Source organism: Methylosinus sp. shoA, from assembly GCF_059718125.1.
This window is the reverse complement of the sequence record NZ_AP046091.1, coordinates 2,550,978-2,577,269: the sequence shown is the minus strand read 5'-3', so window position 1 is coordinate 2,577,269 and position 26,292 is coordinate 2,550,978. Positions and strand designations below refer to the sequence as shown.

The window sequence follows — 26,292 nt, the reverse complement described above, 5'->3', positions numbered from 1 at the left end:
CGTGCGGGCGTTACGCCGCCGTGCGGGCGTTCAGCCGGTCGAGCACCGGCAGGAGCTCGGTGGGATCGGGACGGCGCGTGTAGTCGGGATTGATTTCGGCGTAGGCGATCACGCCATCGCGGCCGATCACGTAGCGCGCCGGCATCGGCAACACCCAGGCGCGATCGTTGTTGAAGCCCTGCAGGTCGTTGCCGAGGCTTTTGTAGAGCGCGATCAACTCGTCGCTCAGCGCGAATTTGACGCCGAACGTGTCAGCGACTTGGCTGCCGATGTCGCTCAGGATCGGGAAGGCCAGCTTATTGTCGCGCTGGGACTTGCGGCTGTTGGCCGGCATTTGTGGGGAGACGGCGACGAGGTCCGCGCCGCGCGCTCTGATCTCGGGCAGCGCCTCTTGCAGGGCCTGCAGTTCGAGATTGCAGTAGGGACACCAGACGCCGCGATAGAACGAGACGACGAGCGGGCCGCGCGCAAGCAGGTCGCGGGAGCTGACGCGGCGGTCATCGCCATCATGCAGCGTGAAGTCGGGGGCGCGGTCGCCGGCCTCGAGCGCGCGTTGGGCCTGGCCGCCATCGATCAGGGCTTGGCTGCTACGGGCCATGACGGCGAGTTGTTCGGGGGTAGGCACGAGCGGAAAGCGGCCGGCTTCAAAGTCGGCTTTCAGGGCGTCGAGGCGGTCTTGCAGGGCCATGGGCGTCTCCAGCGGCTGGTCACGCCCGGAGATTTGTCTATTCGCTGCTTGAGCAGTAGACAGCAAAGTCGAAGAAGACTTATTTGAATAGCAAATGAGTGACCGGGTCCAGGAGCTTCAGGTTTTCGTGCGCGCGGCAGAGAGCGGCAGCTTCTCGCGCGCTGGTCGGGAGCTTTCGCTGTCTCAACCCTCTGTTTCGCGCATCGTGAGCGAATTGGAGGATCGGCTCGGCGTAAAGCTGCTGTTGCGCACGACGCGGCAGGTCATGCTCACGGACGCCGGCGGCATTTTCCTCGAACGCGCACGGCGCATTCTGGCCGATCTCGATGAAGCCGAGCACGCCGCGCGCGGCGTGGACTCGCTGCAGGGCTCGGTGCGGATCGCGGCGCCGACGCTTTACAGCACGGTGCGCATCATTCCGGTGCTCCCCGCGCTGATGGACAGGCACCCCGATCTCCGCATCGACCTCATCATCGCGGATCATTTCCAGGATCTCGTCGCCGACGGCGTCGACATCGCCGTGCGCACGGGCAAACTCGCGGATTCCGCTATGGGCGCGCGGAAGCTCGAAGTCATGCAGCGTTACGTGGTGGCTGCGCCGAGCTACATCGAGAAGCGTGGCGCGCCCAAGCGCGCCGCTGATCTGGCCGAACACGACGCCATCCTCGGTCCCGGTGGATTTGGCCGAGACGCCTGGGTGTTCACGAGGAACACGGCTGTGACATCGGTCGAGGTGCGTGGGCGCATGCAAACGCTTTCGGGGCCGGGCGTGATCGCGTCGGCGATCGCAGGGCTCGGCGTCGCGCTCAGTTCTGACGTCGCCGCCGAGGCGGCGTTGAAGAGCGGCGCGCTCGTCCGCTTATTGCCCGATCATGCTCTGGCGTCGGTCGACGTGCACGCCGTGTTTCCGCAGGGGCCTCAACCATCGGCAAAGGTGAAGGCGGTGGCGGAGTTTTTGGCCACGAGTATCGCTGCGCTCAGGAAGTGAAACGCCTCTTTGCCTTCTCGCTCTACACGCCCGCCACCGAGGAGGCAAAGAAGCGTTTCGGCGGCAGTGAGCCAAGAACACAGATTGGCCGGATCTTGCGATTCACGGTCTATCCGACCAATCGCCATATCTCGCTGAGGGTTCGAAGCTTCGCCGACCATCGGGCTGCGAGCGTGGTCTCGCCGAACCCTTGATCGCCTTTGCGGCGCCGAGGCCTTTTTTCTTGCAATCAGCACGATCGATTGAGGATTGTGATGCCCGCCGCGACTGATTGCACGGCAATCAAGGTTCTCTATTTTCTACTTTTCCCGACGGTCCTTTTAGCCTCGACAGCAAGCGGAACGAAGCAAAAGCTTCGCCCACCCAATGATCCTTTATAGGGAGCTCCGCGGCTACGGCGGAATAATTGAAATTGCACGTACGTGTTCGGCACCGCCAGCGTCAGTGACGTCTCGTCGGCGGCGATGATGGCGACTTCGAGCGCCTCTCCAGGGTGGTCTACATCAGTAAGAGTTATTCGTCTTTCCACGACAATCGCTCCCAAAACAAAATTCGTTGAAATGTGACCGATGCCAATCGTGCTGCCGGACGGGAATTTCAGCTCCTGTACGGAGGCGACGGCGATGGCGTAGTCGGCCCAGCTACGGCGCGGTCGCACGTCCGCACGCCGCAACCGACGAAGCGGGAACGCGAATGCGATCATTTCGTGATGCCCCTCGGCTGGACGGGCAGAGTTTCGCGGGGCCGCCGACTAATTGTCCGCTCGGGGCATTCTGACGTTTTCCAAAACCTCTCGTATCATTTCGTCGACCGCAAATCGGACTGTGCTTTCGAGCGAGTCGGGCCCGTCTCTTCCGATCAGGTAAAGAGCGTCGTCGATGTGCGACTCCAGGAAATTATGGGAAATGACAGGCTGGTCGGAACGAGCGCCTTTCGATCTCGCTCTGATGCTCGCCATCGCAGCGTCACGTAGCGCGCGAGCGAACTGCTCGCGTGTGCTCAACAGTATCCTCGCCAATGAAACCGCGTCGCCCAGGTGCTTCTCACGCATGTTCGCGCTTTCGGTCGGTTTGCGTCGATGCTCGACGTCCGTCGAACAACTTCGGCCCTTCTGCCGCGCTGCCGCTTCCCTATCCTCGGGCCAGAGGCAACAATCTGTAGAGTATACTCCGTAGATATATACTCTTCAAGCTGGCTGGCTCTCGTCATGGAAATGCGAGAGACGCTGGCGCGCAATCTGAGGAAATATCGGCGGGCTCAGGGCCTGTCGCAGGAGGAGCTCGGACATCGGGCGGAGCTGGATCGCACCTACATCAGTTCGCTCGAACGCTGCGTTTATTCGGCGACGGTCGATGCCGTCGAGCGTCTCGCGGCTGCTCTCGGCATCCCGGCGCTCGAGCTTCTGACGCCTTCGAACGATAGTGCGGAGGCGAAGTCGTCGTCTTCCGCGTCCGGGAAAGGCGCCAGCGCGATGTCGCCGGCCCGAAACGACGTAAAGCCAGCTCGAAAAGGCCAGCGGCCTGCGCAAAGGCGGGCTGCTCGAAAGAAGCCGGGTCCATAGCCGAGCGACCATGGACCCGAGCACGAGCGTCACATCGGCGAGACCGCCGCTTCTGGCGACGCCAGCCGGACGATATCCGCCAGGGCCGAACGCAGTTCCGGCCAAGGAAATTCCGTGTCTTTCGGGCTCGGCTCGCCGAGCTGAATGACGATGGAGAGCTTGGCCGCAACGCCCGGCAGGCTGGCGGCTTTCGTCATCGGGACTGAAGCCGTGAAATCGCGCTCCTTATCGAGAGCGGATTCGAGTTCCGCGTCGACGGCGTCGAAGCCGAGCGCTGCCGCCGCCTCGTCCCATCGCTTTTGCTGCTCGTCGAATGCCGCGATCAGCGTTTCTCTCTCGGTTTCTGGCTCGTCTGCGAGCAGATCCTCGATCTCGTCGACCGAATGAGCGACTTTCGGCTCCTCCTCGCCGGAAAGGCGGATCGTGACCTCGGGGAAGCCGACCGAATGAACGAGTTGTGTCTCGATGCTCTGCCACTGGCGCGTCAGCGCGACGACCTGCGCGTGATTGGCTTGCCAGCTCCGCCAGAGTTGCAGCGCAGGGTCGGACGGTGCCCCTCCCGTCTTCTTCCCGGACGGCAAGGCGCCGGTTCCTCGCAAGATTGCGCGCCAGCTAACGGCAGGCGGAGTCGTGCTATCTTTAGAATCAGCCATGATCCAGGCTCCTGTAAGCTTGGGTTGTGGTCAGGCCGGGCGGGATGTTCTCAGCATCTCGTTCGGCCGCTGCTCATCAAATTGCAGCGTTAGGAGCGTACTCTTGCAAGAACATTTTGGCAACATCGTTGATCGAGTGAATTCCATTCGCGTGCTTCAGGCTGACTGGGCGGAGCGGCCGAGGAAGCGCTTCGAGGTAGATCAGCGAATATCTCTTTCCGACGCCCACGTGGGGGTTGAAGGCCGCTATCGCCAAGGTGATGAAGCGCCGCCGCGTGCATTTCATGCGCGGCGCGCTTGCCCAAGCTAGCAAAAGCGGCAGGCGCGTCGTTTCAGCGCCGACCGCCACAGCCTTCGTGCAGGACGACGAAGACGCCGCCAAGACGCAATGGCGCAAGGTCCGCCGATCAGTCGAGGCCGACGCTCTGCGCGTCGACCGGATCGACGCGCAGATGACTATCGATGACGCGCTCGACGAGCGCTCGTTCCTGGCTTATTTCGAGCAGATTCGGACGCCGACGCGAGGCGGCGTTTGTCGCGGTCGCGGAGGGACGCGGATTACCGCTGAGCCCTGTACATACATCGTGATCTATCATCGCCGCAGCAACGAGGCGCAGCCGAGCGGATTCTCGAAGGATTCATGGCGTCCTTCAGACCAACGGATATGGAGGGCTCTAGCCGCTCATGATTTTCCGCGCCCGCAGGATGCTCTTCTTGCCTCGGAGCCCCTCGATGAGCAAACTCTGTATGACGCCCGTATGGTCGCGAATGAACTCGATGACATTGCCGGAGTCGTCGATGAAGTGCATCGTATCCATCGGCATCAGAGGAACAGGGTCGCCGTCGCCGCGCCGCCGGAGCCGGTACAGGCCATTGTCTCGCCGCACGATCCGAAACGGAGGCTCTTCGTCGCTGCCGTATCGGGCGCCCGACACCGTGAAAGAATCCTGCACGACATAGACGCCGGCGCGTTCGTCCAGTTCAGCGGTTGTCAGCTCTATCGCCGGAACGCTGACGTGATCGGCGAAGCCGTCGCTCCATCCCTCGGCCAACGCCACTGCACGGCGAGCTTCGGCGTTGAGCGCCGAGCCATTGCTGCCATTTGAGAAAATGACCACGCCATCGCCCGTGGCGAGATGGCCTTCCATCAAGGCCATATAGGAATCATTCGCGCCGTCATGCGAAAAGCGGCGCGCCCGACCTTGGCCGCTCAGCATCGGGCCCAGTCCGAAGTCGCCGGGATCGACTTCGCTCATCATCTGCCGCGCGAGCGGACCGCTGAGGAAGGCGCCCTGTTCGCCGCGATAGGATCGAATGAGCGCGATCACCAGCCGTGCGTAATCCGACGGCGTGGTCCAAAGCCCGGAGGGAGCCGTTTCAGGCATGCTCTCATAGCCGCGCGGGAGGGCGCGGGGCCGTCCGTCCGGCCCATGCGCCTTTGCGATATTGCCGTGAGAGCGCGGGAGAGGATTGCGATAGGTGCTGCGCGTCATGCCGAGCGGCTCGAAGAGATAATGCTGCGCGGCGGTTGGAAAATCGAGGCCCGTCGCTTCCTCGACGATCAACTGCTCGACCATCGTACCTCCGCCCGAATACTGAACGCGCGCGCCCGGCGTATAGATCACGCGGATCGGCTCGTTCTTCGCCGGCGGACGGCCCTGCAGCACCTCCTTGGTGGTGGGCAGCGCCTCGTCCGGCTGAAAATCCGCGAATCCATGCACGGAAAGGCCGGCCGTATGAGACAATATTTCGCGCAATGTTACAGGACTGGCGGCTGTGTAGGGATTATCGGGAATCTTCCATCCCTGTAGATAGCGATTCACGTCCCGATCGAGGTCGAATCGCCCGGCGTCGATCAAGCGCAATGTCACTGCGGCGGCTCCAACCTTGCTCACCGAGCCGACGGAAAAGACGGTCTGCGTGTCGACTTTCTCCTCGCGGCCGGCCTGCAGCACGCCATAGCCGCGCGCCCAGGCCAGCGCGCCATTGCGGATCACCGCGATGCTGAGGCCGGGCACTTTCCAGTGCGCCATTCGCTCTTGCAGTGTCCAGCGATCTTCTGGCCTCCCTTCTACGCTCACCGCCGGGCGCAGCGAGGTTTCGAAGACGCGGATTCTTTCTTCGTCGTTGTCCGCCGCGGCCAGGGACTGCGCGACGGTCGCCACCATCGCTGTGATGACGAGCGACCTTCTGATATTTGAACACATCATGTGACCATGCCTTCGAAAATTTCGGGCGCCGGAGAGCGGCGATATCGCTCACGAAGCGAACATCCGAAGCGGCGTCGGCGACACCGGCTCGGTAGAGCGAGGAGAAGCCAACGCCATGTAGCAAACCTACAGTGCGCGTAGATCAGCGCGACGGAAGGTCGCTCTTGTGAAGGCCCGTTTGCTTCTGTGCAAGATCGATGACCGCCGAAGCCTTTTCGATTATCGACGCTAAACGGGCGTTCGCGCTGGGCCCCCGCGTTTTTCGCGACGCTACGTCCCAGAGGCATCACATGCGGGATTGCCGTTCGATCGGGCACCGATGCCAAAATATGCCAGCTCGATATGCAATGTCGGACGTTCGAAGGCGCTCTCTGCACACTCCGGATTGCATCTGCGCCCAACGATTGGACGCAAGGGACTGGACGAAATGCTCAAAACGACGTCGTTATAATAACAATAATTTGTATAGAAACGGACAAATAAAAAATCATTGACATTCAGGTGCTTAGATATCGTTATATACGATACCTACATGATGATGGGGTCTCTGCTTTGCGTAAGCCCGCGGTCAATCCCTTCCTGCCGAAGACCTCGTCGATCCGTTGGCGAGTGGGCTCCGCAGCCGGCACTGTCGGCGTGCCCGAAGTCAAGGTCGCCGAAGACTTGAACGCTTCGAGCGCAATCTCTCAGAGCGGACAATCCGGCTATACGAAGGATCCGCGTGGACGGAAGCCCAAAAGCCAAAATCCTCAAGCTGCGCGAAGCGAGCGTTACCCCTCGGGATCACGTCGAATGCGGCCTCCGCGAGAGTGTGCGAATGCGGGAATCTTGAGCCATGAAATCGGCTCGTTCTTCATGGAGTCCAATTCAGGGTGGGGCAGCAATCTCGATATGTTGGCTCTCGCACATGGTCCCGTCGGTTGCGGCGTGTTCACGCAGGCGTCGCGTTGGAACGCGCCCGGATTCGCGCAGGGCGTCGAGATCTTTACCGCACTTCACGCATGCACGAATTTAACGGAAGACGATCTCGAGGACGGCGGGGACGCGAGGCTCGCACGCGCGTTCGAAGAATGTCTGGAACTCTTCCCGCTCGCGCGTGGCGTCACAATTCTGAGCGAGGACCCGATCGCGATCATCGATGCGAACGTGAATGGTTTCGCGAAGATGAAGACCAAAGAACTCCAGCAACTGATTGTTTCCTGCTCATGCGAATCGATACGAGTATCGTGGACCGCCGTCGGTGTCGCTGGCGCGCTGAAGACTGCATGGCAGACCGAGAAGCCGACAAACGCAACGCGCTACGATGTCGCTTTGCCCTATTGTCGAGAAGCTACCGGTCTAGTCTGGCTCATCGACAAGCTCTTGCGCGACATTGGGCTCAATCCGATTCATGAGTTGACCGGCTCTTCTACGAACGACATGGCGCGCATCCGTGGATGTAAGATCGTCGTGGGCTTCGCCAGCGTGCTCGATGTACCCGCTGATTTTCTTCGAGGCGGACACGCGCGTCTCCTGAAGGCGTGGTTCGATATCCCGCTCGAATGGGCCTGCTTCGTTGGGCCTTCGTCGACCGACGCTTCTCTACGAGCTATCGCCGCTCATTTCGACCCCACAATAAGAATTCGCGCCGAACGGACGATTGCAACCAATCGTCAACGGATCGCGGAAGTCATCGAGCGCTATCGACCTCTCCTGCAAGGCAAGCTTGTCGTTCACTTCTATTATATGACAGAGGAGGAGCTTGAGCCTTATCGTCTGCTAGGCTTCAGGATCGGCAATGTCAGCGGATGGCCGAGCAAATCCGGTATTTGGCGCAAGCCGCGCCTCGTCTGCGATTCTAGCTCTCCGAGCGACAAAGCCTTGGACTCATACGTCGCCGAAGCCCGGCCGGATCTCGTCCTCGGCAGTGGCAGGGACGAATTCGATTGGCGCAAGCGCGGACAGAGAACTCCAGCCCTGACGCCTCTCTCTGATCGATGGGGTAACGCCTTTTGGACATATGACGGCTTTGCCTGTTTGGCCGCGATGCTCGATCGAACGATCAACGCGCCATGGTCGAAGCTCGTCAAGCCGCCCTGGGCGACCGGAGGCGGATGATGAACATCTGACGCGTCCACCAATTTTCAGACATTGCCCAGAATTGCGCGCCGTCGACACGAGTCGGCGAGAGCGATGGGTTGCGTGCGCTTCCAAGGCCGCTGCGATGCGGTTCTCGTACTCTACAGTAATAAGACAGACGGAACGTGACGATGAAACATCTACTCCTGAACACGAGTGCGATCTCTATTCTCCTTCGCATGGGATGCGGGTCGATCGCGCTGCTCGCGATCTCCGAAACGGCTCGCGCGGAAGATCCGACGCCGCTGCCGCCGATCGACGTAGCCGCCGGTCGTGAGCCGGCATCCGACAAGAACGCAAATCCGAAGGAAGGAAGCGCCGAAGCAGGCTACAAGCCCGAGACTGCAAAGACGACGGGTCTCTGGGGTGACAAGTCGATTCTTGATACTCCCTATTCAGTCCATTCCACATCGTCGGAATTGCTAGAGAATATGATATCCGGCTCGACGGATCAGTTCCTCAAATTCAACCCGCTCATCAAGGCGGGATTGCCGTCCACCGTAGGGGGTTATCTGTCGACCTCATTGAGGGGATTTGTTGCCACAGACGTGACGCGCGACGGCATTCCGGTCCGTTACTCCTGGATCAGCACGGATGTTGAGGACCTTGAGCGTATCGAAGTCCTGACCGGGCTTTCGGGCTTCTTGTACGGGTCCGGCAATGTCGGCGGATTGATCAATCAAGTCAGCAAACGTCCGACGAAGGAGCCGTTGGCCAATTTGACCGGAGGAAACTACGGCGGTAGCCAGTATTTCGTGCATGCCGATCTGGGCGGACCTATAGATAAGGAAGGAAAGTTTGCTTACAGATTGAATTTTCTGAATACTGATGGAAGCTTGGCTGTGGTCAATCAGTCGCTTAACAGAAAGCTTGCGAGCGGCGCATTTGATTGGCACGTAACAGAAAATCTCCTTTTCCAGGTCAATGCGGCACATAGCGAGTATAAGCTGTTTGGATCGTCGGGCTCATTCGCGTTGTGGGGCATACAACAGTATCCATCTGCATCCGACTTCGATAACAAGAGGTCGTTGACTCCAAGCTGGGGGCATCAGTCGATCGATGCCAACCGTGCAGGCGCCACCGCTCGATGGGATATCGATCATTCGACAGCCCTGCGCGGCGGCTTTCTCTATCTCGAAGAGAGAAGGAGCACAGCGATTCCAACTGCGCTATGGCTTCAGGCAGACGGAACGGTGTGGCTCGGAAATCAAAAAATAGTCGATGCGTTGAGCCACACCACAGGAGGATACGTTTATCTAGATAGGACATTCGAGACGTTTTCTATCAACCATAAACTTACAGTGGGAACGAATTTTGGTGGCTATGAACTCTGGCCCCACAAGGACAACAGCGTCTATTTTGAAGATTTTTATCCGAGCATTCAGGCGGCCATGAACGCTCCCGAGTACGCTTGGCCGACCGTCGGCGTCAAACCTCGCTACCTGCAAAGCAAGTTCGATAACACGAACGTCGTCATTGGAGACGATATCAGAATCAACGACCAGCTGTCCGCTCTTGTCGGTGTGAACTATTCGAATATGAGCGCGAAATCGTACACGGCGACCGGTGACCTGACGAGCAAATATGACAAATCGGCGTTCACTCCGTCGTTTTCGCTCATCTACAAGCCTTGGAGCAATATTTCGACCTATGGCACCTATATGGAATCCATGGAGCAAGGGCCGATCGTGTCGGACAGCGTGACCCCTGCCTATACGAATGGCGGCCAGATATTGTCGCCGACGATCAGTAAGCAGATCGAGTTCGGAGCGAAAGGGGAGATCGGCGGCACCCTTCTCACCGCAGCGATATTTCAAATCGATAAGGCGAACAACTACGACAAATATAATGCAGACGGCACGCGCACGATGACGCAGGACGGACGGCAGGTCCACAAAGGGATCGAGTTGACCGCCACTGGTAAGATCACCGACGATGTGACAGTCGTCGGTGGTGCCACTTTCCTCAATGCACAAATCAAGAAGAGCAATACTTCTGCAGCAGAAGGAAAAACCCCGACTGCAGTAGCGAGAAATAAGGCGTCGATCTATGCGGAATATCGTCTGCCGTTTTTGGACGGCCTCTATCTGACCGGCGGAGCAAGCTACACCGGGAGCGTCTTTCTTGATACGACCAACGAGCATATCGCGCCGGCGTTCCTCATCGGAGATATCGGATTACGATACGAGACCAAGGTCTACGACAAGAACTTCATTGCTCGTCTGAACGTGTCGAACGTCTCCGACGAGCATTATTGGATCGGCCAAAACACGAACGTGACGATGGGCCTACCGAGAGCAGTCAGCTTCTCCGCGACGATCAAGTTCTAAGCACAAAAACCCCCGAACAGGAAAGGAAAACTATGCAACAGACAGAACAAGGCATCGGCGGCCACAATCAAATGGCTGGAGCTGGTGTCTACGTACGCAACTTGCCTTGGCTTCACGATAGTCCGGTTGCATTCTTTTTTCGTGAAGTGCAAGGAAAGCTGCTCCGACATATCATTCGTGAGAAGGTGACGGCCAGCGGTTGGTCGCTCGATCTCCTCGGCCATTTCGGCCGGCAGCTTGAGGCCAGCGAAAGTCAAGAAGGATACCGCAAGTCGTGGCTGTTGCGACACGACGAATACCTTATCTCTCTGGTCGAGCTGGTGGACGGCCTGGTGGAGGTCGTTACGGCCGGAAGAGATTATGCAGCCGTGGAGGAGACCTGTTTTGCGATCGCCAAGCAGGTCGCCACAGACAACACGGACGTCGTGCCGATCACATTCTGGGCGACCGATCCTGAGAAAATCCCGGTGCCGATGGTGCGTAAGCTCGAAGCGCCGCGATGGGCTGAATTGTCGGGAAATTATGACACGTCTGTCGTGGAAGGGATGGAACGGCTCTTTACGCTCGACAAATGTCCGAAAGAACGTCTGATCCTCTGGCACGGGCCAGCAGGGACCGGAAAGACGCATGCGCTACGCGCACTCCTGCGTGAATGGCAGAGCTGGTGCGACGCAGGGTTTATCACAGATGCGGAGCGATTCATTGGAGGCTCGCCGCGGTATCTCTTCGAGGTTGCAAATTTCAGAAGCGGCCGAACAGCGAGCGAGGCAAACAAGCGCAGCAAACTTATCATCCTCGAGGACGCCGGTGAGCTGATGACGACGGAAGCACGTGCGACGTCAGGCCAAGGTCTGTCCCGACTGCTGAATTTGACCGACGGGTTGATGGGTCAGGGTCTGAGGGTCATGGTGCTAATCACGACCAACGAGCCGCTCAGCGCTATGCATCCCGCGGTTATTCGTCCGGGCCGCTGCCTGTCCGAAATGGAGTTCGGCGCGCTCTCGACAAATACGGCGAATCGTTGGTTGCGTGATCACGGCTCGCAGGTCGTCCTCGACGAGCCGACGCCGTTGGCGCAGCTCTACGCCATCGTCAACCGTGGCGTCAGACGATAAGGTCGTCTCCAGCAGAGAACGTGGGGCCGGGAAAAGCAGGCGCGCCAGGAAGGATTCTCTGGCATACACTTGGGAGCCCACGAATGAGGTGTCTGCCGATCTGGCTGTGTGGCGGCTTCGCATTCGCCGCGCTCGCTTTAGGCCTATATCCTGCCAGGGTCGCCGAAAGGATTACGCCGACGCCGAACGCGCTGGTCATCGAAGACATGAGTGGTCGCAAAGTGGGCTTCGCACGCCGTCCCGAGAGCGTGACAATCTACCCACCCTTTCAAATCGCTTTCGCTGCGATCGACGGAACGGTGGATCGGCTCGCATCCATACCCGACTATATTCGTTCGGAGATACGGAAGTCTGCGATGGCGCGGATTTTTCCTCAATTGGAGAGCTTGCCCTCTAGCGGGCGCTTCGTTTTCCCAGAGCCTGAACAATCCTTGCTCTTGCATTCGGAGGCAACCATCCTATGGAAGTCGACCGGCAGTGCTCTCAAGAAAATCGGCGTTCAAGGCGTCGTCGAGATCGACTACTCGGATAAAGATTATAAAATCGCGCAGCTGCGAATGTGGCGTCTCCTCGGAACCGTCGTCGGCAAGAGCGAACGAGCCGAAGAACTACTCTCGCTTCGGTCGGTTGCGTTGGGAACGCCGGAAAATCCTTTGAAGATCGACGAGAGACCGACGAGTGTCCTCTGGGCATGGAGCTACGGCGACAACCGCTGGGCCTTCGTGTCGGCCAGAAATAATCTGAACGATCTCATTAGATCGGCGGGCGGCGTCAATCTCGCCGGCAGCGCGGCTTTCGATCTGAACGCCGGCATAGAGCAGATCATTCGCTATGATCCGGAGGTCATTCTGTTAGATCCTCCAACGGACACTCGCAGCCCCGTGCCGCAGACCCTTTACGACTCACCGGCCTGGCGATCGCTGCGCGCCGTTCGCGATCACCGTGTGTACACCGTACCCAGGTATTTCATCAACAATCCGGCTGTCGACGAGCCGCTGCTCGCGACGTGGCTATCGGAAGTTCTCCATCCCGCCGCGATGCCGTGGACGACGCGAGCCGCCTATCAAGACCTCTATAAGAAAGCGTACCACTACGATATGACGGAACAAGAAATCGATAAGATTCTATTCGTCGTCGAAAACCGAAATTCGTCGGGATATGCACGCTTTTCAAGCAGAGATTCAGAGCGTCCAGATGCCTACTCGATGATGAGCAGGGATTGAGAATTTTGCCTACGATCTCTCTCGATAGCATGGGCACAGCTCGTCGCAGCATTGCCGACATCCTATCCGTTCTTCTCTTCGCCGTCCTTATTCTTCTTATGCTGTTTTCGCTGACGCTGGGGCGCTATCCAGTACCCTTGGTGGATGTCGCACGCATCGTCCTCACGACCTTCCCTGTCAATGCGGTCGGCGACTACGAGAACGCGTCCTGGGTCGTCGTCGAGATCGTGCGCATGCCGCGCATTCTGCTCGTGACCTTGTGTGGCATGGGGCTGGCGATATCGGGTGCCGCCATGCAAGGCGTGTTTCGCAATCCGCTCGTCGGGCCGGAGATCGCCGGCGTCTCCTCCGGGGCATCCCTCGGCGGCGTCGCCGCCATCATGCTCTCCTGGCCGCCGCTCGCCATCGTCAGCCTCGCCTTCGGCTCGGGATTGTTCGCGCTCGCAGCCACGTTCGCGCTGGCGCGGATCTCCGGGCACGGCAGCACACTCGCCCTCGTGCTCTCGGGCGTCATCATCGGCGGCTTCTGCGGCGCGCTCGTCGGCCTCTTGCAGATACTAGCCGATCCGACGGTGAAACTGCCCTCCATCGTCTATTGGCTACTCGGCAGCTTCGCCGGCGCAACCTATGAAAAAGTCGCGATCGTCGCTGGCGTGACGCTCGTCGCGGGCACGCTGTTGCTCGCCCTGCGCTGGCGCATCAATCTCCTTTCGCTCGGTGAGACCGACGCCAAGGCTCTTGGTGTCAACGTTGAGCTGTTACGCTGGGTCCTGATGGGTCTGGTCGCCGTCCTCGTCGCCGCGCAGGTGTCGGTCAGCGGCGGCGTCGGCTGGGTCGGCCTCATCGTGCCGCATCTCGCCCGCATGATGGTCGGCCCGGAACACACGCGGCTCTTGCCGACGGCGGCCTTCCTCGGCGGGATTTATCTCCTCGCCATGGACGACATCGCCCGCAGCCTCACCGAGCAGGAAATCCCCATCGGCCTTTTGACCAGCGCCGTCGGCACGCCGATCTTCGCCCTCCTGTTCTGGAAAACACAATCGAAAGGCTGGGCGCGTGAGTGAGCCGGCGATCTCCTTCTCCGACCTCGGCTATTTCTACCAGCCGGACGCATGGGTGCTGCGCGGGTTCGAAGCGTCCATTTCGCGGGGACACGTGTTCGCCCTGCTCGGGCCCAACGGCCGCGGCAAGACGACGCTGCTGCATCTGCTCATCGGCACGCTGAAGCCGCGCGAGGGCAAGGTGAGGGTGAACGGGCGAACGGCCTTTGTGCCGCAGCTCTTCCAGGTGAGCTTCGACTATTCCGCGCTCGACATGGTGCTGATGGGCCGCGCGCGGCGGATCGGCCTGTTCTCGCAACCCTCGCGCGAGGACGAGAAGGCGGCGCTCGCCGCTCTGGATCGCTTCGGCATGGCGGATTTCGCCGGGCGGCCGTTCCACACGATGTCGGGCGGTCAGCGGCAGCTCGTCATCTTTGCGCGGGCGCTCGCGGCGGAAGCAGAGATTCTGATCCTCGACGAGCCGACGTCGGCGCTCGACCTCGAGAACCAGGCTATCGTGCTCGAGCGCATTGCGTCGCTGTCGCGCGACGACGGCCTGACGGTCGTCATGACAACGCATCATCCCCATCATGCGCTCGCCGTCGTCGACGACGTCCTGCTGATGTGCGGCGCGAACGACTATCTCAGGGGACCGGCGGCGGAGATGCTGACTGAAGAAAATCTGACGCAGCTCTATAGCGTACCGCTGAAACGCATCGCCTTCGATCATCAGGGCGGGAGGTTCGAGACTGTGGCGCCGGTGCTGGCGCCACGCGGCACGCCCTTCGCGGTCGAAGCCAGAGCGAAGCAGGGAGGGCGTGATGAATGATCTCGAGAAAGCGCGGCCTTGCCCGACGTCGCGCCGCCTACGGTCGAGGACGCGGGAGAGATCCGAGCGCCCGCCGGGCGCCGGCCGCGATGAAGAAGGCGGCTCTACGCGTTCGATGCGGACATTTCTGCGACAGCGTCATCATCTCTTTCGATCTCAGGAGATGAAGAGCGCGAAGTGTAGCCTGTTCGGTTTCCCTGGCGGCTGGAGGCCCTGGCGGAACAGAACTGTGCGATTTGAGTCGGAGTGAGGAGCGGAAAGAGGTTCGTCGAAACGAGTGATATTCAAACCTATTCGAATGTTTGTTGTCTGCTGACGAACCTCTTGGCTCCGCTCCGGGCTGCTTTCATGACGCCGCTCCCACGTAGGCAGCGTCGCATTCGAAACGCTATGCGAGATTGCGAGCGACACGATGAACATCGAGCTTCGGCATTTGAAATGGGCGATAACAGCTTCTCGACATCGTAGCCTCCGCAGGGCAGCGGAAACGTTGAACATCCGTCAATCGTCATTGAGCCGCTGTCTTCGCGATCTCGAATACCACGTCGGAGCTGCGTTGTTCGACCGCACCAATGGCGGCACGCAACCGACTCCGATCGGTCGAGAGTTTATCGGAGCGGCGCAACGCCTTCTCGAAGAAGCCGATCGCGCCTTCGGCCGGTTGCGAACACGGGGGCGCGGTGAGAATGGGGAATTGAGAATAGGCGTCCACGCATCGCTTTCCGCAGGCAATCTGCGCGCGACGCTCATCGACCACCGACAACGCTTCCAAGGAGTCGAGCTCCGTATCGTCGACGGCGCGAGCGATAGTCTTCTCGGAGAATTGATCGCCGACGCGCTGGATGTCGCAATCATGACGGCCGCCCACCCTATCGAATGGCCCGACCGCGTGCTTCCGCTATGGAGCGAAAGGGTGATCGTCGCCTTGCCGGAGCAACATCCGTTGAGCGCGCATCCGGTGCTCCGCTGGCCGCAGCTGTCGAACGAACGCATATTGCTGACACAACGCGGCGTTGATCCGGAACTCGAACAGCTTCTGAGAGCGAAAATCCTGAGCGCCGGTCCACGAGTCTCCTATCAGGATGCCGGCTTCGATCGATTGTTGAGCCTGGTCGGCGCGGGCTACGGCGTATCGCCCGTGCTCGAAGGCGCGACGGGGGCTTCTTATGCGGGAGTCGTCTATCGTGAGCTGCATGACGACGGTGGGCCGACCCGGCTTCACTTCGCGGCCTATTGGCGGGACGGGAACAGCAACCCGACCCTGGCGCCGTTCCTCGATCTGCTCCGTGATCGCTATCCTGACCTCTCCGTTTCCGCGGCCCCGGGTTGAGCTTTCGGCTTGGATCGCGCTTTGGAAAAGCCGCGGTCGGTCGCGATGAAGCGTTGAAGCATCGGAACGATGAGCTTGCCCGGCTCCGCGATGGTCTGTCCATTGGCTCGGCCGAGCGCCTCCGCATAGGCGACGAGATCGCGATGCAGAGAGGCGGGAAGCTCGACAGTGATCTTGACTGGCTTGTCGTCGGCGAGCGGACCGAGCTTCAGTTTCGTCACGGCGCCGTCCCTTCTTTGTAAGGAGCCATCATGAGATCTCGTATCACGAGCACACGGACGGGGAAGCCCGGCCGGATGGTGAGAGTGGGCTGGACATTGAGCTGGCGCTGAACGAGCAGCTGCCCGGTCTGACTTGCGCTGTTGGAGCCGCCGCGGCGGATCGCCTGGATGAGGCTGTTCTCGCTGCCCGTCGTTCCCGCTTCGGCGCCGATGCTGAGAAGCGTCGAGAGCGCGGCTCCCTCGAGCAGCATGTCCCAATGATTGTCGACCTCGTCCTCGAGGCCGGCATAGCCGGCCGCGTCGGCGCCGGGTTGCCGCTCCAGCACGATCGAGGCGCCATTAGGCATGATGAGCCGGGTCCAGGCGAGGAGCACGCGCTTTTGCCCATAGGCGACGGAGCTTTCGTATTGGCCGATGAGCTTCGCGCCCTGCGGGATGAGCAGAAATTTCCCCGTGGGGCTGTCGTAGACCGCCTCGATCACCTGGGCGGTGATCTGTCCCGGCAGATCGGAGCGGAGGCCGGTGATGAGCGCCGCCGGGATGACCGTTCCCGCCTGAACGACGTAAGGCGACGCAGGCTTGGCGAGCCGATCGGAACTAACAGTGCGCCGATCGGTCGCAGCGGTCAGAAAAGCTGTCTTGCGATCCTGCATGTTCTGAGCAGAGCCGGCGTCTACGGAGGGCGGAGCGGCGGCGCCAGCGTCGGCCGCGGAAATCGCGGTCGGAGCGATCGGCGTGATCGGCCTCTCGCGCTCGGTCGTCTGAGCGAAGAGCCGGCTCACGCGCGCGGCCTCGATTTCCTGCGCGCGACGCTGCGCCTCGGGATCGGACGCCGACGCGCCGACGATCGTCGTGTTGCCAGCCGCGCCAGCATTCAAAATCGGCCGCCCGAGATCGCCCGGGAGCGGCGGCCCGAGCGGCGGCGCCGGGCGCGGCATTCCGGTATAGTCCTTCGGGAGGCTCGCGAGGCCGTCGGCGGCAGGACGGTTTTGCGTGTTGTAGAGTTCCTGCGCCGCGCCGGTCCTGTCGCGGGGCTGCAGGGCGTAGCCGAGCGCGGCGGCGATCGCGAGGGCGGCGACGCTCGCCATGCCGATCAGCACCTTGCGCGACAGCCGCGTCACGCGCGGGCGTTCGCCTCGGAGCCGAAGGTCCGGCGTGATCGGCGACGATGCGACGAACCGCTCGTCATTCGCGTCCGGCGTCATGACCGCGGCCTTCCGTCAGTGCGGACGATGCGCACACGCCGCTCGCTATCCGCGTCGCCGAGGCGGAGCTCGGCGGCGGCGAAGAGGCGATCGACGATGTAGTAATTGCGGCTGACGCGATAATTGACGAGCTCCGAGCCGCCGGCCGGGCCGATGACGAAGAGCGGCGGCGTCTCGCCCTGGCGAATGCCGGTCGGGAATTCGATATAGACCTTCGATCCGTCGTCGAAGGCGCGCAGCGGCCGCCAGGCCGGACTGTCGCCCTGGATCGCGTAGCGGAAATTCAGCGCGGAGACGTCCACGCCCGTCGCGATCGGCGCGGCGGATTCCGCGACCGCGTTCTGACGGCGCAAGGCGATGAGCTGGTCCTCGGGATATTGCCAGGAGACAGAGGCCATATAGGTCTTCTCGGTCGATCGCAGCTCGAGCAGATAGGTGCGCCGATCGGTGTTGACGACGAGATTGGTGACGAGGTCGGGCCGCGTCGGCTTGACGAGGATGTGAATCTTTTTCGTCGCGCCGGCGCCGCTCTCCGTATCGCCGATGATCCAGCGCACGGTGTCGCCGGCCGCGACCGGTCCGGAGCCGACGAGCTGCTCGCCCTCCTGCAGTGCGACGTCCGTGATCTGTCCCGGCGCGGCATAGACCTGATAGAGCGCGCCGCCCGAGAAAGGATAGACCTGCACGGCATTGATGAATCCATCGCGCACCGGCTGCACGCGGGCGGCGGCGTTGGCCTGATTGACGCGCAGGGCGGGATCGGCGGGTTCGGGCGGCGCCTTGCCGGCGTGCAGCGGTTTCAATTGCCCAGGCAAGGGAAGCGGCTTGGCGAGGGTGACGATTTTCACCGGCGCCGGCGGATCGGCGGAGAGTCGCGCCGGCGCGGCGTCGTCGTAATCGATGTCGGGCGGAATGAATTTCGTGCATCCCGCGAGCGACGCGGCGGAGAAAAGCAGAGCAGCAAAGCCGGCTTTACGGAAAGACGCTCTTCCGTCTTTCCGGAACTGCATGTTCACGGCAATGTGCGAAGCCGGATCGCCGGCTTTCAGGAAATTCGGCCGGGTCACTGTCCGAGCTCCTTGGACCAGTTGATGGCGTTGACGTAGACGCCGAGAGGATTCTTGCGGAGGCGGTCGGCGTCGGTCGGCGGCTGGATGACGATGGTGAGAATCGCCGTCCATCGCGTCGTGTCGGCGAGCGCGCCGTCCTGATAGCGGCGCTCGATCCAGGCGACGCGGAACGAGTCGGCCGAGGCGCGGATGACGCTGGAGACGTCGACAGCGATCTGCTGTTTGCCGAGCTTGGTAAAGGGATCGTTGGCGCGCGCGTAGTCGTTGAGCGCCGCGGCGCCCGCCGTCGTCGTGAAGTCGTAGGCCTGCAACCAACTCTGCCGGACCACGACCGGATCGGCCGGAGCGGCGCGCACATCCTTGATGAAGCGAGCGAGATACCAGGCGATTTGCGGGTCGGATGGCGCGTAATCGGCGGTCGCCGGCGCGATGGCGCGCGCCTCGCCGAGCCGGTCGATTTCCACGACCCAGGGGACGACGATCCCATGCGTCGACTGCCAAACGAGACCTGCCGCGAGGCCGCAGGATAAGAGCAGCGAGCCGAAAGCCATCAGGCGCCAATTCTTCGCCTGGACGCGCGCGGAGCCGATGCGCTCGTCCCAGGCCTGGGCGGCTCGCTGATAGGGTGTCTCCGGTTCGGGCGTGCGGCCATAGCGCACCGAGGCGCGTCGGAACATGGTCTATTCCTCCTGTGAGAGATCGACGGAATGGCCGCCGCCGTGGCTGTCGCCGGACTGAATGACATGCGCGGCGGTCGCCGCGCCGTGGCTCGCGAGTTGATTGCGCTTCATGCGCCGCGCCCAGGCGGGCGGCGCATTCCCTGGCGAAGCGCTGGTTGCGCCGTCGCTGGCCGCGCCTGTGGTCGACGAGCCGCCCGTCGCCGCGAAGGCGGCGCGCGCGCCGGCGGAATAGTTCTCGGCCAAGGAACTCGTCGCGCGTGCGGCCGCGCGCCGGAACGGAGCCGCCACGCCGGCGCCCGCCGCTCGGCCGACGCCGGCGAGTCCGGCGGCGACAGCCGACGGCCCGGACTCGCCGGCCGAGCCGAGCGCATAGGCCGACGTCGCTCCGCCGGCGAGCCTCGCGCCGCCGCGTGCGGTGGCGGCGGCTCCCGAGGCGGCGGCCGTCGCTCCCCTTCCGGCGAGGCCGAGCGCGGCGCCTCCGACCATTCCGGCGCCCGCGACGGCGACGCCGGTTCCGACTGCGGCGCCCGCGCCGAGCTGCGGCGCGCCGGAGACGAGGCCGGTCGCGATGCCGGGACCGAATATGCCGAGGCCGAGCATGGCGAGCGCGGCGAGCACGACGGAGAGCGTCTGCTCGATCGTCGGCTGCTCGCCGCCATAGCTCGTCGTGAATTGCGAGAAGAGTCCCGAGCCGACGCCGACGATGACGGCGAGCGTCATTACCTTCACGCCCGAGGCGACGATATTGCCGAGCACTTTCTCGGCGAGAAAAGCGGTCTTGTTGAAGAGCGCGAAGGGAATGAGCACGAAGCCGGCGAGCGTCGTCAGCTTGAACTCGATGAGCGTGACGAAGAGCTGCACGGAGAGAATGAAGAAGGCGATGATGATCAGCAGCCAGGAGATCATCAGCACGGCGATCTGAACGAAATTGGCGAAGAAGGACGCAAAGCCCATCATCTGGCTCGCGGCGTCGAGCAGCGGCTGGCCGGCGTCGAGGCCGACCTGGGCGAGACGGCCGGGCCGCAGGAAATCGGCGGTCGACACCGAAGAGCCGCCGGCCTTCAGGCCGACGCCGGCGAAGCTGTTGAAGACCACTCCCGAGAGCTTGTTGAAATTGGTGATGAGGAAAGCGAAGAAGCCGATATAGAGCGTCTTCCTGACGAGCCTCTGGATCACGTCCTCGTCGGCGCCCCAGGCCCAGAACAGGCCGGCGAGCGTGATGTCGATCGCGATCAGCGTGGAGGAGAGATAGGCGACATCGCCCTTCAGCAGGCCGAAACCGGAATCGATATAGGTCGTGAAAGTGTTGAGTAATGTGTCGATGACGCCGACATTGTTCATGGCGCGGCGCCTTTCGATTTAGCTGCGGCCGGCGCGGCCGTGGGAGGCGTCGGCCGCGCCGGCCTGCCGAAGAAGCGGCGGCGGTTCTCCGTCCAGACCGCCTCGCAGCGCTGGTCTTCGGCATCCTGGAGACCGAGCGCGCCGCAGCGGCGCAGCTCGGCGGAAAGATCGTCGGGAGCGATGGCGAAGGCGCGGCCGGCGTCATGGATCATCGGCGCAGGGGCGTCGAGATCGATCGCCGAGAGCGTCGCGATCAATGTGGCGATCAGAACGAGGATCGCGCCGGCGCGCCATATGTCCCATCGTTCCATGGCCGCGCCTCAATTGCCGTGGAACATGGTGACATTGCCTGGCTGATAGCCAGAGCGGGTCGAAAAGCGCCGATATTGCTCCTGCCCTTGAGATTCCGTCGCCGTGACGCGCGATTGCTCGAGCGCATCGGCGCGACTCTTCGCCGTGACGACGGCGACGAGGTCGGAGAGCTGCTGCGATTGCAGCGCGAGCAGCTGATTCCCGGCCTGCGCCGCCTGCAGCGCGCCCGTCGCCGTCTGGCTGGCGGAGGTCAGCGACGACATGGCGGAGCCGTTGCTCGAGATGTTGCCGACGACGCCGGCCTGCACCTTCAAGGAATCCTCGAAGGCGGCGACGGAGTTCCGCCAGCGCGTCTGCGCCGTGGCGATCAGTCCCGAGCTGGAGGCGCTGGTCGACGCCGAACCATAGGTCGTCGCAAAGGCGGATTCGATCTGCTGAACGTCGAAGGCGATGCGCTGCGCCTGGGCGAGCAGCGATTGCGTCTTCTGGATCGACGTCTGGAGCTGGCTCAGCGTCGAGAGCGGCAGGCTCGCGAGATTGCGCGCCTGATTGGTCAGCATCTGCGCCTCATTGGCGAGGCTCTGAATCTGATTATTGACCTGCTGCAGCTCGCGCGCGGCGGTGAGCACGTTCTGCGAGAAATTACTCGGATCGTATACGACGAGCTGTGCGGGCGCTGGGCTCGCGACAAGAGAGAGCGAGAAAGCCACGGCGGAGAACAGGCCCGCGCGGCGAAAAGAGCGAGCAGCCATCAGGAGAACTCCAGATTGGTGAGGTCGGGGATGAGATCGGCGGCCCATTCGAGGCCGCGCTCGATCAGCCACGTGTGGAGAAAGCCGTCCGGCCCGTGCTCGGCGCGAATGCGCTCGATCGCGGCGTGATCGGCCTTGGAGGACGCGGCGCAGAAGGCGAGGCCGATCGGCCCCAGTCCCAATTCGAAGAGGCGATTGCCGCGTCGCGATTGGCAGTAATAGTCGCGCTTGGGCGTCGCGCGAGCGATGATCTCGATCTGGCGATCGTTGAGGCCGAAGCGGCGATAGATCGCGGTGATCTGCGGCTCGATCGCCCGCTCATTCGGGAGGAAGATGCGGGTCGGACAGCTCTCGACGATCGCCGGCGCGATCGGGCTGTTGTCGATGTCGGAGAGCGACTGCGTGGCGAAGACGACGGAGGCGTTCTTCTTCCGCAAGGTCTTCAGCCATTCCCGCAGCTGGCGCGCGAAGGCGGGATCGTCGAGGACGAGCCAGCCCTCGTCGATGATGAGCAAGGTCGGCCTTCCGTCGAGGCGCTGTTCGAGGCGATGAAAGAGATAGGTGAGGACGGCTGCGGCAGCGCCCGCGCCGATGAGGCCTTCCGTCTCGAAGACCTGGAAATTGGAATAGCCGAGGCGCTCTTCTTCGGCGTCGAGCAGCCGCCCGAACGGACCGCCGACGCAATAGGGCTGAAGCGCCTGCTTCAGGGCGGTCGATTGGAGCAGGACGGCGAGACCGGTGAGCGTGCGTTCACCGGGCGGTGACGAGGCGAGTGACGTGAGCGCCGACCAGATATGCTCTTTCGCCTTCGGGTCGATGGCGGCGCCTTCCTTGGCGAGGATCGCGGCTGCCCATTCCGCCGCCCAGGCGCGCTCGGCCGCGTCATCGATGCGGGCGAGCGGCTGCAGCGACACGCTGTCCTCGGAGCCGGCCGACAGGCCGCCGCCGAGATCGTGCCAATCGCCGCCGCAGGCGAGCGCCGCCGCGCGGATCGAGCCGCCGAAATCGAAGGCAAAGATTTGCGCGCGCGCATAGCGACGAAACTGCATCGCCATCAGCGACAGCAGCACGGATTTGCCGGCGCCGGTCGGACCGACGATCAGCGTATGGCCGACGTCGCCGACGTGCATCGAGAAGCGGAAGGGCGTCGATCCCTCGGTCTTGCCGAAGAGCAAGGGAGAGCCACGAAGATGCTCGTCTCCGTCTGCTCCCGCCCAGATGGCGGAGAGTGGAATGATATGGGCGAGATTGAGCGTCGAGATCGGCGGCTGGCGGACATTGGCGTAGGCGTGACCGGGAAGTGAGCCGAGCCAGGCTTCGACCGCATTCACGCCTTCGGCTATGCAGGTGAAGTCGCGGCCCTGGATCGTCTTCTCGACGAGACGCAGCCTTTCGGTCGCAATCGCCGGGTCTTCGTCCCAGACGGCGACGGTGGCGGTGACATAGGCTTCGCCGACATCGTCGGCGCCGAGCTCCTGCAGCGCGACATCGGCGTCGGCGGCCTTGTTCGCCGCATCGGAGTCGACGAGGGTCGAGGCTTCGTTGGTCATCACCTCCTTGATGATGGCGGCGACGGATTTGCGCTTGGCGAACCACTGCCGCCTGATCTTCGTCAGCAGCCGAACGGCTTCCGTCTTGTCGAGCAGTATGGCGCGCGTCGACCAGCGATAGGGGAAGGCGAGACGATTGAGCTCGTCGAGTATGCCGGGATGGGTCACGCTCGGAAAGCCGACGATGGTCAGAATGCGCAGATGTGCGTTTCCGAGCCGCGGCTCCAGCCCGCCGGTGAGCGGCTCGTCGGCGAGCAGCGCGTCGAGATGCATCGGCGTTTCGGGAACACGGACACGCTGCCGGCGTGTCGAGATCGTCGAATGCAGAAAGGTCAGCGTCTCACCGTCGTCGAGCCATTCCGCCTCCGGCATAAAGCTCCCGACCAATTGCAGCACGCGATTGGTGCGATCGATGAAGCCGCGCAGCAGCTCCCATGGATCGACACCGTCCTGCGCGCGGCCTTCATAGAGCCAACTCTCGGCGCGAGACGCGTCCTCCTCCGGCGGTAGCCAGAGGAGCGTCAGGAAATACCGGCTCTCGAAATGCGCGCCCGCCTCCTCGAACGCGTTCTGTCGTTCGAGGTCGACGAGCGCCGAGGCCGCGTCGGGAAAGCGGTCGTGCGGATAATGCTGCGCCGGCGCCCGATCGGCTTCGACGAAGATCGTCCAGCCGGAGCCGAGGCGGCGCAGCGCATTGTTGAGGCGGGCGGTCACGCCGACGAGCTCGGCCGGCGTCGCGCTGTCGAGATCGGGGCCGCGGAAGCGCGCCGAGCGCTGAAACGAGCCGTCCTTGTTGAGGACGACGCCTTCGGCGACGAGGGCGGCCCAGGGCAGGAAATCGGCGAGGCTCGTCGGGCGGCCGCGATATTCGGCGAGGTTCAGCATGGCGGCCTCACACGCCGAAATAGGCGGGATAGCGCAGGTGGCGGCGCACGACCTCGACGAATAGCGGATCGCGCTTCGCCGCCCAGACCGCGGCGCTGTGGCTGACGGCCCAGAAGAGAGCGCCGGGAAGCCAGAGCCGGAGTCCGAGCGCGATCGCCGCGGCGAGCGTGCCATTGGCGATCGCGACCGCCCGCGGCGCTCCGCCGAGCAGGATCGGATCGGTCAGCGCCCGATGCACGGGGACGAAGAAGCCGGGGACGTCCTCGGCGCTGTTGAATCCGCTCATCAGATCAGCGCTCCGCCGGAAAAGGAGAAGAAGGAGAGGAAGAAGGAGCTGGCCGCGAAAGCGATCGACAGTCCGAAGACGATCTGGATCAGGCGGCGGAAGCCGCCCGATGTGTCGCCGAAGGCGAGCGTGAGGCCGGTCACCGTAATGATGATGACCGAGATGATCTTGGCGACCGGCCCCTGAATCGATTCCAGAATCTGATTGAGTGGCGTCTCCCAGGGCATCGAAGAGCCCGAGGCTCGGGCCGACGATGAGAAGATCACTGCGCAGGCGACGATGGCGGTAAGAGTGACGATGCGTCGGCCAAATCGGCTATTTGGTGCAATGGGCGTCATGATTGGTCTCCTGCGACATGTGCAGCGATCGAAAGGACTCGGTAATCGCCGGTGGATGGATCGAGTCCGTCGACGGTCGCGAGCTCGGCGAGGCGCCGCTCGCCGCCGCGGCCCTGCAGAACGGCGATGACATCGATGGTCTCGGCGATCAGCGCGCGCGGCACGGTGATCACGGCTTCCTGAATGAGCTGCTCGAGACGGCGCAGCGCACCGAGCGCCGTGCCGGCGTGAATGGTGGCGATGCCGCCGGGATGTCCGGTGCCCCAGGCCTTCAGAAGGTCGAGGGCTTCCGCGCCACGCACTTCGCCGATCGGAATGCGGTCGGGCCGCAGTCGAAGCGACGAGCGCACGAGATCGGAAAGGGAGACGACGCCATCCTTGGTGCGCAGAGCGACGAGGTTGGGCGCGCGGCACTGCAGCTCGCGCGTATCCTCGATCAGCACGACACGATCGGATGTATGCGCGATCTCGGCGAGCAGCGCATTGGCGAGCGTGGTCTTGCCGGTGGACGTGCCGCCGGCGACCAGTATGTTCTTGCGGTCCGCGACGGCCTTTCGCAGAATGTCGGCCTGTCGGAACGTCATGACGCCAGCGATGGAATAGTCGTCGAGCGTGAACACGGCGACGGCCGGCTTGCGGATCGCGAAGGCAGGCGCTGCGACGACGGGAGGAAGAAGGCCTTCGAACCTCTCCCCCGTCTCGGGCAGTTCCGCCGAGACCCGCGGCGATCCCGGATGGACCTCCGCGCCGACATGATGGGCGACAAGGCGCACGATGCGCTCGCCGTCGGCCGCGGACATTCTGCAGCCGCTGTCCTCCAGACCGCCCGAGAGTCGGTCGATCCAGAGCCTTCCGTCGGGATTGAGCATCACCTCGATGACGGACGGATCTTCGAGGAAACTCGCGACGGCTGGTCCGAGCGCGGTGCGCAGCATGCGTGCGCCGCGTGCGTGAGCCTGTGAATGGAGAAGAGATGCCGTCAAACCCGCCCCCGCTTCAGCCGATCGCGCGAGGGCGATTGGCCGCGGGGATGATTAGAAAAGGCAAGGAACGGGGCGGATCAACAAGGGTTTGGTCATCGTAGCAATGCGTCGTAGCGCAGCGAAAAAATACTTGCTTTCTATTCACGCGGGTCGGTGGTGCTCCCGTCGGCTCGTTCGGTGCGGAGCATGTCTCTCGGAATCTCGTCGAGCAGCGTCCGCCCCTGATTGAGTCGTCGTCCGAGCGCCTCGATGAATCCCTCGTAGCGTTCTCGTCCTTTGATCTGGGCGGCCGCTTGCGCCTCCGGCGGCAAGGGCGGCGTGACGGTCAGCCAGAAGCGAACGAACAGTGCGAGCGCTTCGGTCGTGAGACCGCTGTTGCGTTCGAGGCGTTGAACCTGACGAGTCAGGTGGTCGAGGCGGCGCGTGAAAGCGGCCTCCATGCGATCTGCGCCGTCCGGCGACAGAAACGATGCGACCGCAGCCTCTACAATGGCGGAGCGCGTCAGGCGCTTTTGAGCCGCGAGCTCGTTGATTCTCGCAATCATCTCCACCGGAAGCGAAACATTGAGGCGGTCGCGCATCAT

Annotated in this window: 25 protein-coding genes; 9 read left to right on the top strand and 16 right to left on the bottom strand. The window is 62.5% G+C overall.

What is annotated here, in order from left to right; translation table 11 throughout:
• Positions 1–10 precede the first annotated feature (10 nt).
• On the bottom strand, positions 11–688 hold the full coding sequence (locus AC6IW9_RS11715; protein WP_497763925.1) for a peroxiredoxin-like family protein: 678 nt from the start codon (positions 686–688) through the stop codon (positions 11–13).
• A gap of 94 nt (positions 689–782) precedes the next feature.
• Between AC6IW9_RS11715 and AC6IW9_RS11710 the strand changes: the two genes are divergently transcribed.
• On the top strand, positions 783–1,676 hold the full coding sequence (locus AC6IW9_RS11710; protein ID WP_497763924.1) for a LysR family transcriptional regulator: 894 nt from the start codon (positions 783–785) through the stop codon (positions 1,674–1,676).
• A gap of 292 nt (positions 1,677–1,968) precedes the next feature.
• Here the strand turns inward: AC6IW9_RS11710 and AC6IW9_RS11705 are convergent, their stop codons facing one another.
• Positions 1,969–2,379 carry a hypothetical protein gene (locus AC6IW9_RS11705; protein ID WP_497763923.1) on the bottom strand — a complete coding sequence of 137 codons (411 nt, stop codon included), beginning with the start codon at positions 2,377–2,379 and terminating at the stop codon, positions 1,969–1,971.
• Between the two features lie 375 nt (positions 2,380–2,754).
• On the opposite strand from AC6IW9_RS11705, the gene AC6IW9_RS11700 reads away from it, so the two are divergent.
• A complete protein-coding gene (locus AC6IW9_RS11700; protein ID WP_497763922.1) occupies positions 2,755–3,237 on the top strand; it encodes a helix-turn-helix domain-containing protein in 483 nt (160 codons plus the stop codon).
• 29 nt (positions 3,238–3,266) lie between these two features.
• On the opposite strand, the gene AC6IW9_RS11695 is transcribed toward AC6IW9_RS11700, so the two are convergent.
• Both AC6IW9_RS11695 and AC6IW9_RS11690 read right to left on the bottom strand, forming a co-directional pair.
• Positions 3,267–3,818 carry a hypothetical protein gene (locus AC6IW9_RS11695; RefSeq protein WP_497763921.1) on the bottom strand — a complete coding sequence of 184 codons (552 nt, stop codon included), beginning with the start codon at positions 3,816–3,818 and terminating at the stop codon, positions 3,267–3,269.
• 746 nt (positions 3,819–4,564) lie between these two features.
• Positions 4,565–6,100 carry a serine hydrolase domain-containing protein gene (locus tag AC6IW9_RS11690; protein ID WP_497763920.1) on the bottom strand — a complete coding sequence of 512 codons (1,536 nt, stop codon included), beginning with the start codon at positions 6,098–6,100 and terminating at the stop codon, positions 4,565–4,567.
• An 828-nt stretch (positions 6,101–6,928) separates the two neighbouring features.
• On the opposite strand from AC6IW9_RS11690, the gene AC6IW9_RS11685 reads away from it, so the two are divergent.
• The 7 genes from AC6IW9_RS11685 to AC6IW9_RS11655 all read left to right on the top strand — a co-directional run bounded on the left by AC6IW9_RS11685 (position 6,929) and on the right by AC6IW9_RS11655 (position 16,085).
• On the top strand, positions 6,929–8,197 hold the full coding sequence (locus tag AC6IW9_RS11685) for a nitrogenase component 1 (protein WP_497763919.1): 1,269 nt from the start codon (positions 6,929–6,931) through the stop codon (positions 8,195–8,197).
• A 152-nt stretch (positions 8,198–8,349) separates the two neighbouring features.
• Positions 8,350–10,548 carry a TonB-dependent siderophore receptor gene (locus AC6IW9_RS11680; protein ID WP_497763918.1) on the top strand — a complete coding sequence of 733 codons (2,199 nt, stop codon included), beginning with the start codon at positions 8,350–8,352 and terminating at the stop codon, positions 10,546–10,548.
• A gap of 32 nt (positions 10,549–10,580) precedes the next feature.
• The gene (locus AC6IW9_RS11675; RefSeq protein ID WP_497763917.1) at positions 10,581–11,663 is read left to right on the top strand and encodes an AAA family ATPase; all 1,083 of its coding nucleotides are present in this window, start codon (positions 10,581–10,583) and stop codon (positions 11,661–11,663) included.
• Between the two features lie 83 nt (positions 11,664–11,746).
• Positions 11,747–12,886, top strand: coding sequence for an ABC transporter substrate-binding protein (locus tag AC6IW9_RS11670; RefSeq protein ID WP_497763916.1), 1,140 nt, complete (start codon positions 11,747–11,749; stop codon positions 12,884–12,886).
• Positions 12,887–12,915: 29 nt separating this feature from the next.
• The gene (locus AC6IW9_RS11665; RefSeq protein WP_497763915.1) at positions 12,916–13,950 is read left to right on the top strand and encodes a FecCD family ABC transporter permease; all 1,035 of its coding nucleotides are present in this window, start codon (positions 12,916–12,918) and stop codon (positions 13,948–13,950) included.
• Positions 13,943–14,755, top strand: coding sequence for an ABC transporter ATP-binding protein (locus tag AC6IW9_RS11660; RefSeq protein WP_497763914.1), 813 nt, complete (start codon positions 13,943–13,945; stop codon positions 14,753–14,755). Before AC6IW9_RS11665 ends, AC6IW9_RS11660 begins: the two co-directional genes overlap by 8 nt.
• Positions 14,756–15,167: 412 nt before the next feature.
• Positions 15,168–16,085, top strand: coding sequence for a LysR family transcriptional regulator (locus tag AC6IW9_RS11655; protein WP_497763913.1), 918 nt, complete (start codon positions 15,168–15,170; stop codon positions 16,083–16,085).
• Here the strand turns inward: AC6IW9_RS11655 and AC6IW9_RS11650 are convergent.
• From AC6IW9_RS11650 to AC6IW9_RS11595, 12 genes are all read right to left on the bottom strand, one after another.
• Entirely contained in the window at positions 16,049–16,306 is a 258-nt protein-coding gene (locus tag AC6IW9_RS11650; RefSeq protein ID WP_497763912.1) for a DUF2274 domain-containing protein, read from the bottom strand. The two genes, AC6IW9_RS11655 and AC6IW9_RS11650, sit on opposite strands and share 37 nt — an antisense overlap.
• Entirely contained in the window at positions 16,303–17,511 is a 1,209-nt protein-coding gene (locus tag AC6IW9_RS11645; protein ID WP_497763911.1) for a TraB/TrbI/VirB10 family type IV secretion system protein, read from the bottom strand. The genes AC6IW9_RS11650 and AC6IW9_RS11645 overlap by 4 nt, the downstream gene beginning before the upstream one ends.
• Positions 17,508–18,578, bottom strand: coding sequence for a P-type conjugative transfer protein TrbG (gene trbG / locus AC6IW9_RS11640; protein WP_497763910.1), 1,071 nt, complete (start codon positions 18,576–18,578; stop codon positions 17,508–17,510). The genes AC6IW9_RS11645 and trbG overlap by 4 nt, the downstream gene beginning before the upstream one ends.
• A complete protein-coding gene (trbF, locus tag AC6IW9_RS11635; protein WP_497763909.1) occupies positions 18,575–19,258 on the bottom strand; it encodes a conjugal transfer protein TrbF in 684 nt (227 codons plus the stop codon). The genes trbG and trbF overlap by 4 nt, the downstream gene beginning before the upstream one ends.
• A gap of 3 nt (positions 19,259–19,261) precedes the next feature.
• Positions 19,262–20,602: a P-type conjugative transfer protein TrbL gene (gene trbL / locus AC6IW9_RS11630; RefSeq protein WP_497763908.1), complete on the bottom strand. Its 1,341-nt coding sequence runs from the start codon at positions 20,600–20,602 to the stop codon at positions 19,262–19,264.
• On the bottom strand, positions 20,599–20,913 hold the full coding sequence (trbK-alt, locus tag AC6IW9_RS11625; RefSeq protein WP_497763907.1) for a putative entry exclusion protein TrbK-alt: 315 nt from the start codon (positions 20,911–20,913) through the stop codon (positions 20,599–20,601). Before trbK-alt ends, trbL begins: the two co-directional genes overlap by 4 nt.
• 9 nt (positions 20,914–20,922) lie before the next feature.
• Entirely contained in the window at positions 20,923–21,666 is a 744-nt protein-coding gene (gene trbJ / locus AC6IW9_RS11620) for a P-type conjugative transfer protein TrbJ (protein ID WP_497763906.1), read from the bottom strand.
• Complete coding sequence (trbE, locus tag AC6IW9_RS11615; RefSeq protein WP_497763905.1) at positions 21,666–24,101, bottom strand: conjugal transfer protein TrbE; 2,436 nt, start codon at positions 24,099–24,101, stop codon at positions 21,666–21,668. Before trbE ends, trbJ begins: the two co-directional genes overlap by 1 nt.
• Before the next feature lie 7 nt (positions 24,102–24,108).
• Positions 24,109–24,387 carry a VirB3 family type IV secretion system protein gene (locus AC6IW9_RS11610; protein WP_497763904.1) on the bottom strand — a complete coding sequence of 93 codons (279 nt, stop codon included), beginning with the start codon at positions 24,385–24,387 and terminating at the stop codon, positions 24,109–24,111.
• Positions 24,387–24,725 (bottom strand): TrbC/VirB2 family type IV secretion system protein, encoded by a 339-nt coding sequence (locus AC6IW9_RS11605; RefSeq protein ID WP_497763903.1) that lies wholly within the window; start codon positions 24,723–24,725, stop codon positions 24,387–24,389. The genes AC6IW9_RS11610 and AC6IW9_RS11605 overlap by 1 nt, the downstream gene beginning before the upstream one ends.
• Entirely contained in the window at positions 24,722–25,708 is a 987-nt protein-coding gene (gene trbB / locus AC6IW9_RS11600; protein WP_497763902.1) for a P-type conjugative transfer ATPase TrbB, read from the bottom strand. The genes AC6IW9_RS11605 and trbB overlap by 4 nt, the downstream gene beginning before the upstream one ends.
• Positions 25,709–25,845: 137 nt before the next feature.
• Complete coding sequence (locus tag AC6IW9_RS11595; protein WP_497772504.1) at positions 25,846–26,289, bottom strand: ribbon-helix-helix domain-containing protein; 444 nt, start codon at positions 26,287–26,289, stop codon at positions 25,846–25,848.
• Between the last annotated feature and the right edge of the window lie 3 nt (positions 26,290–26,292).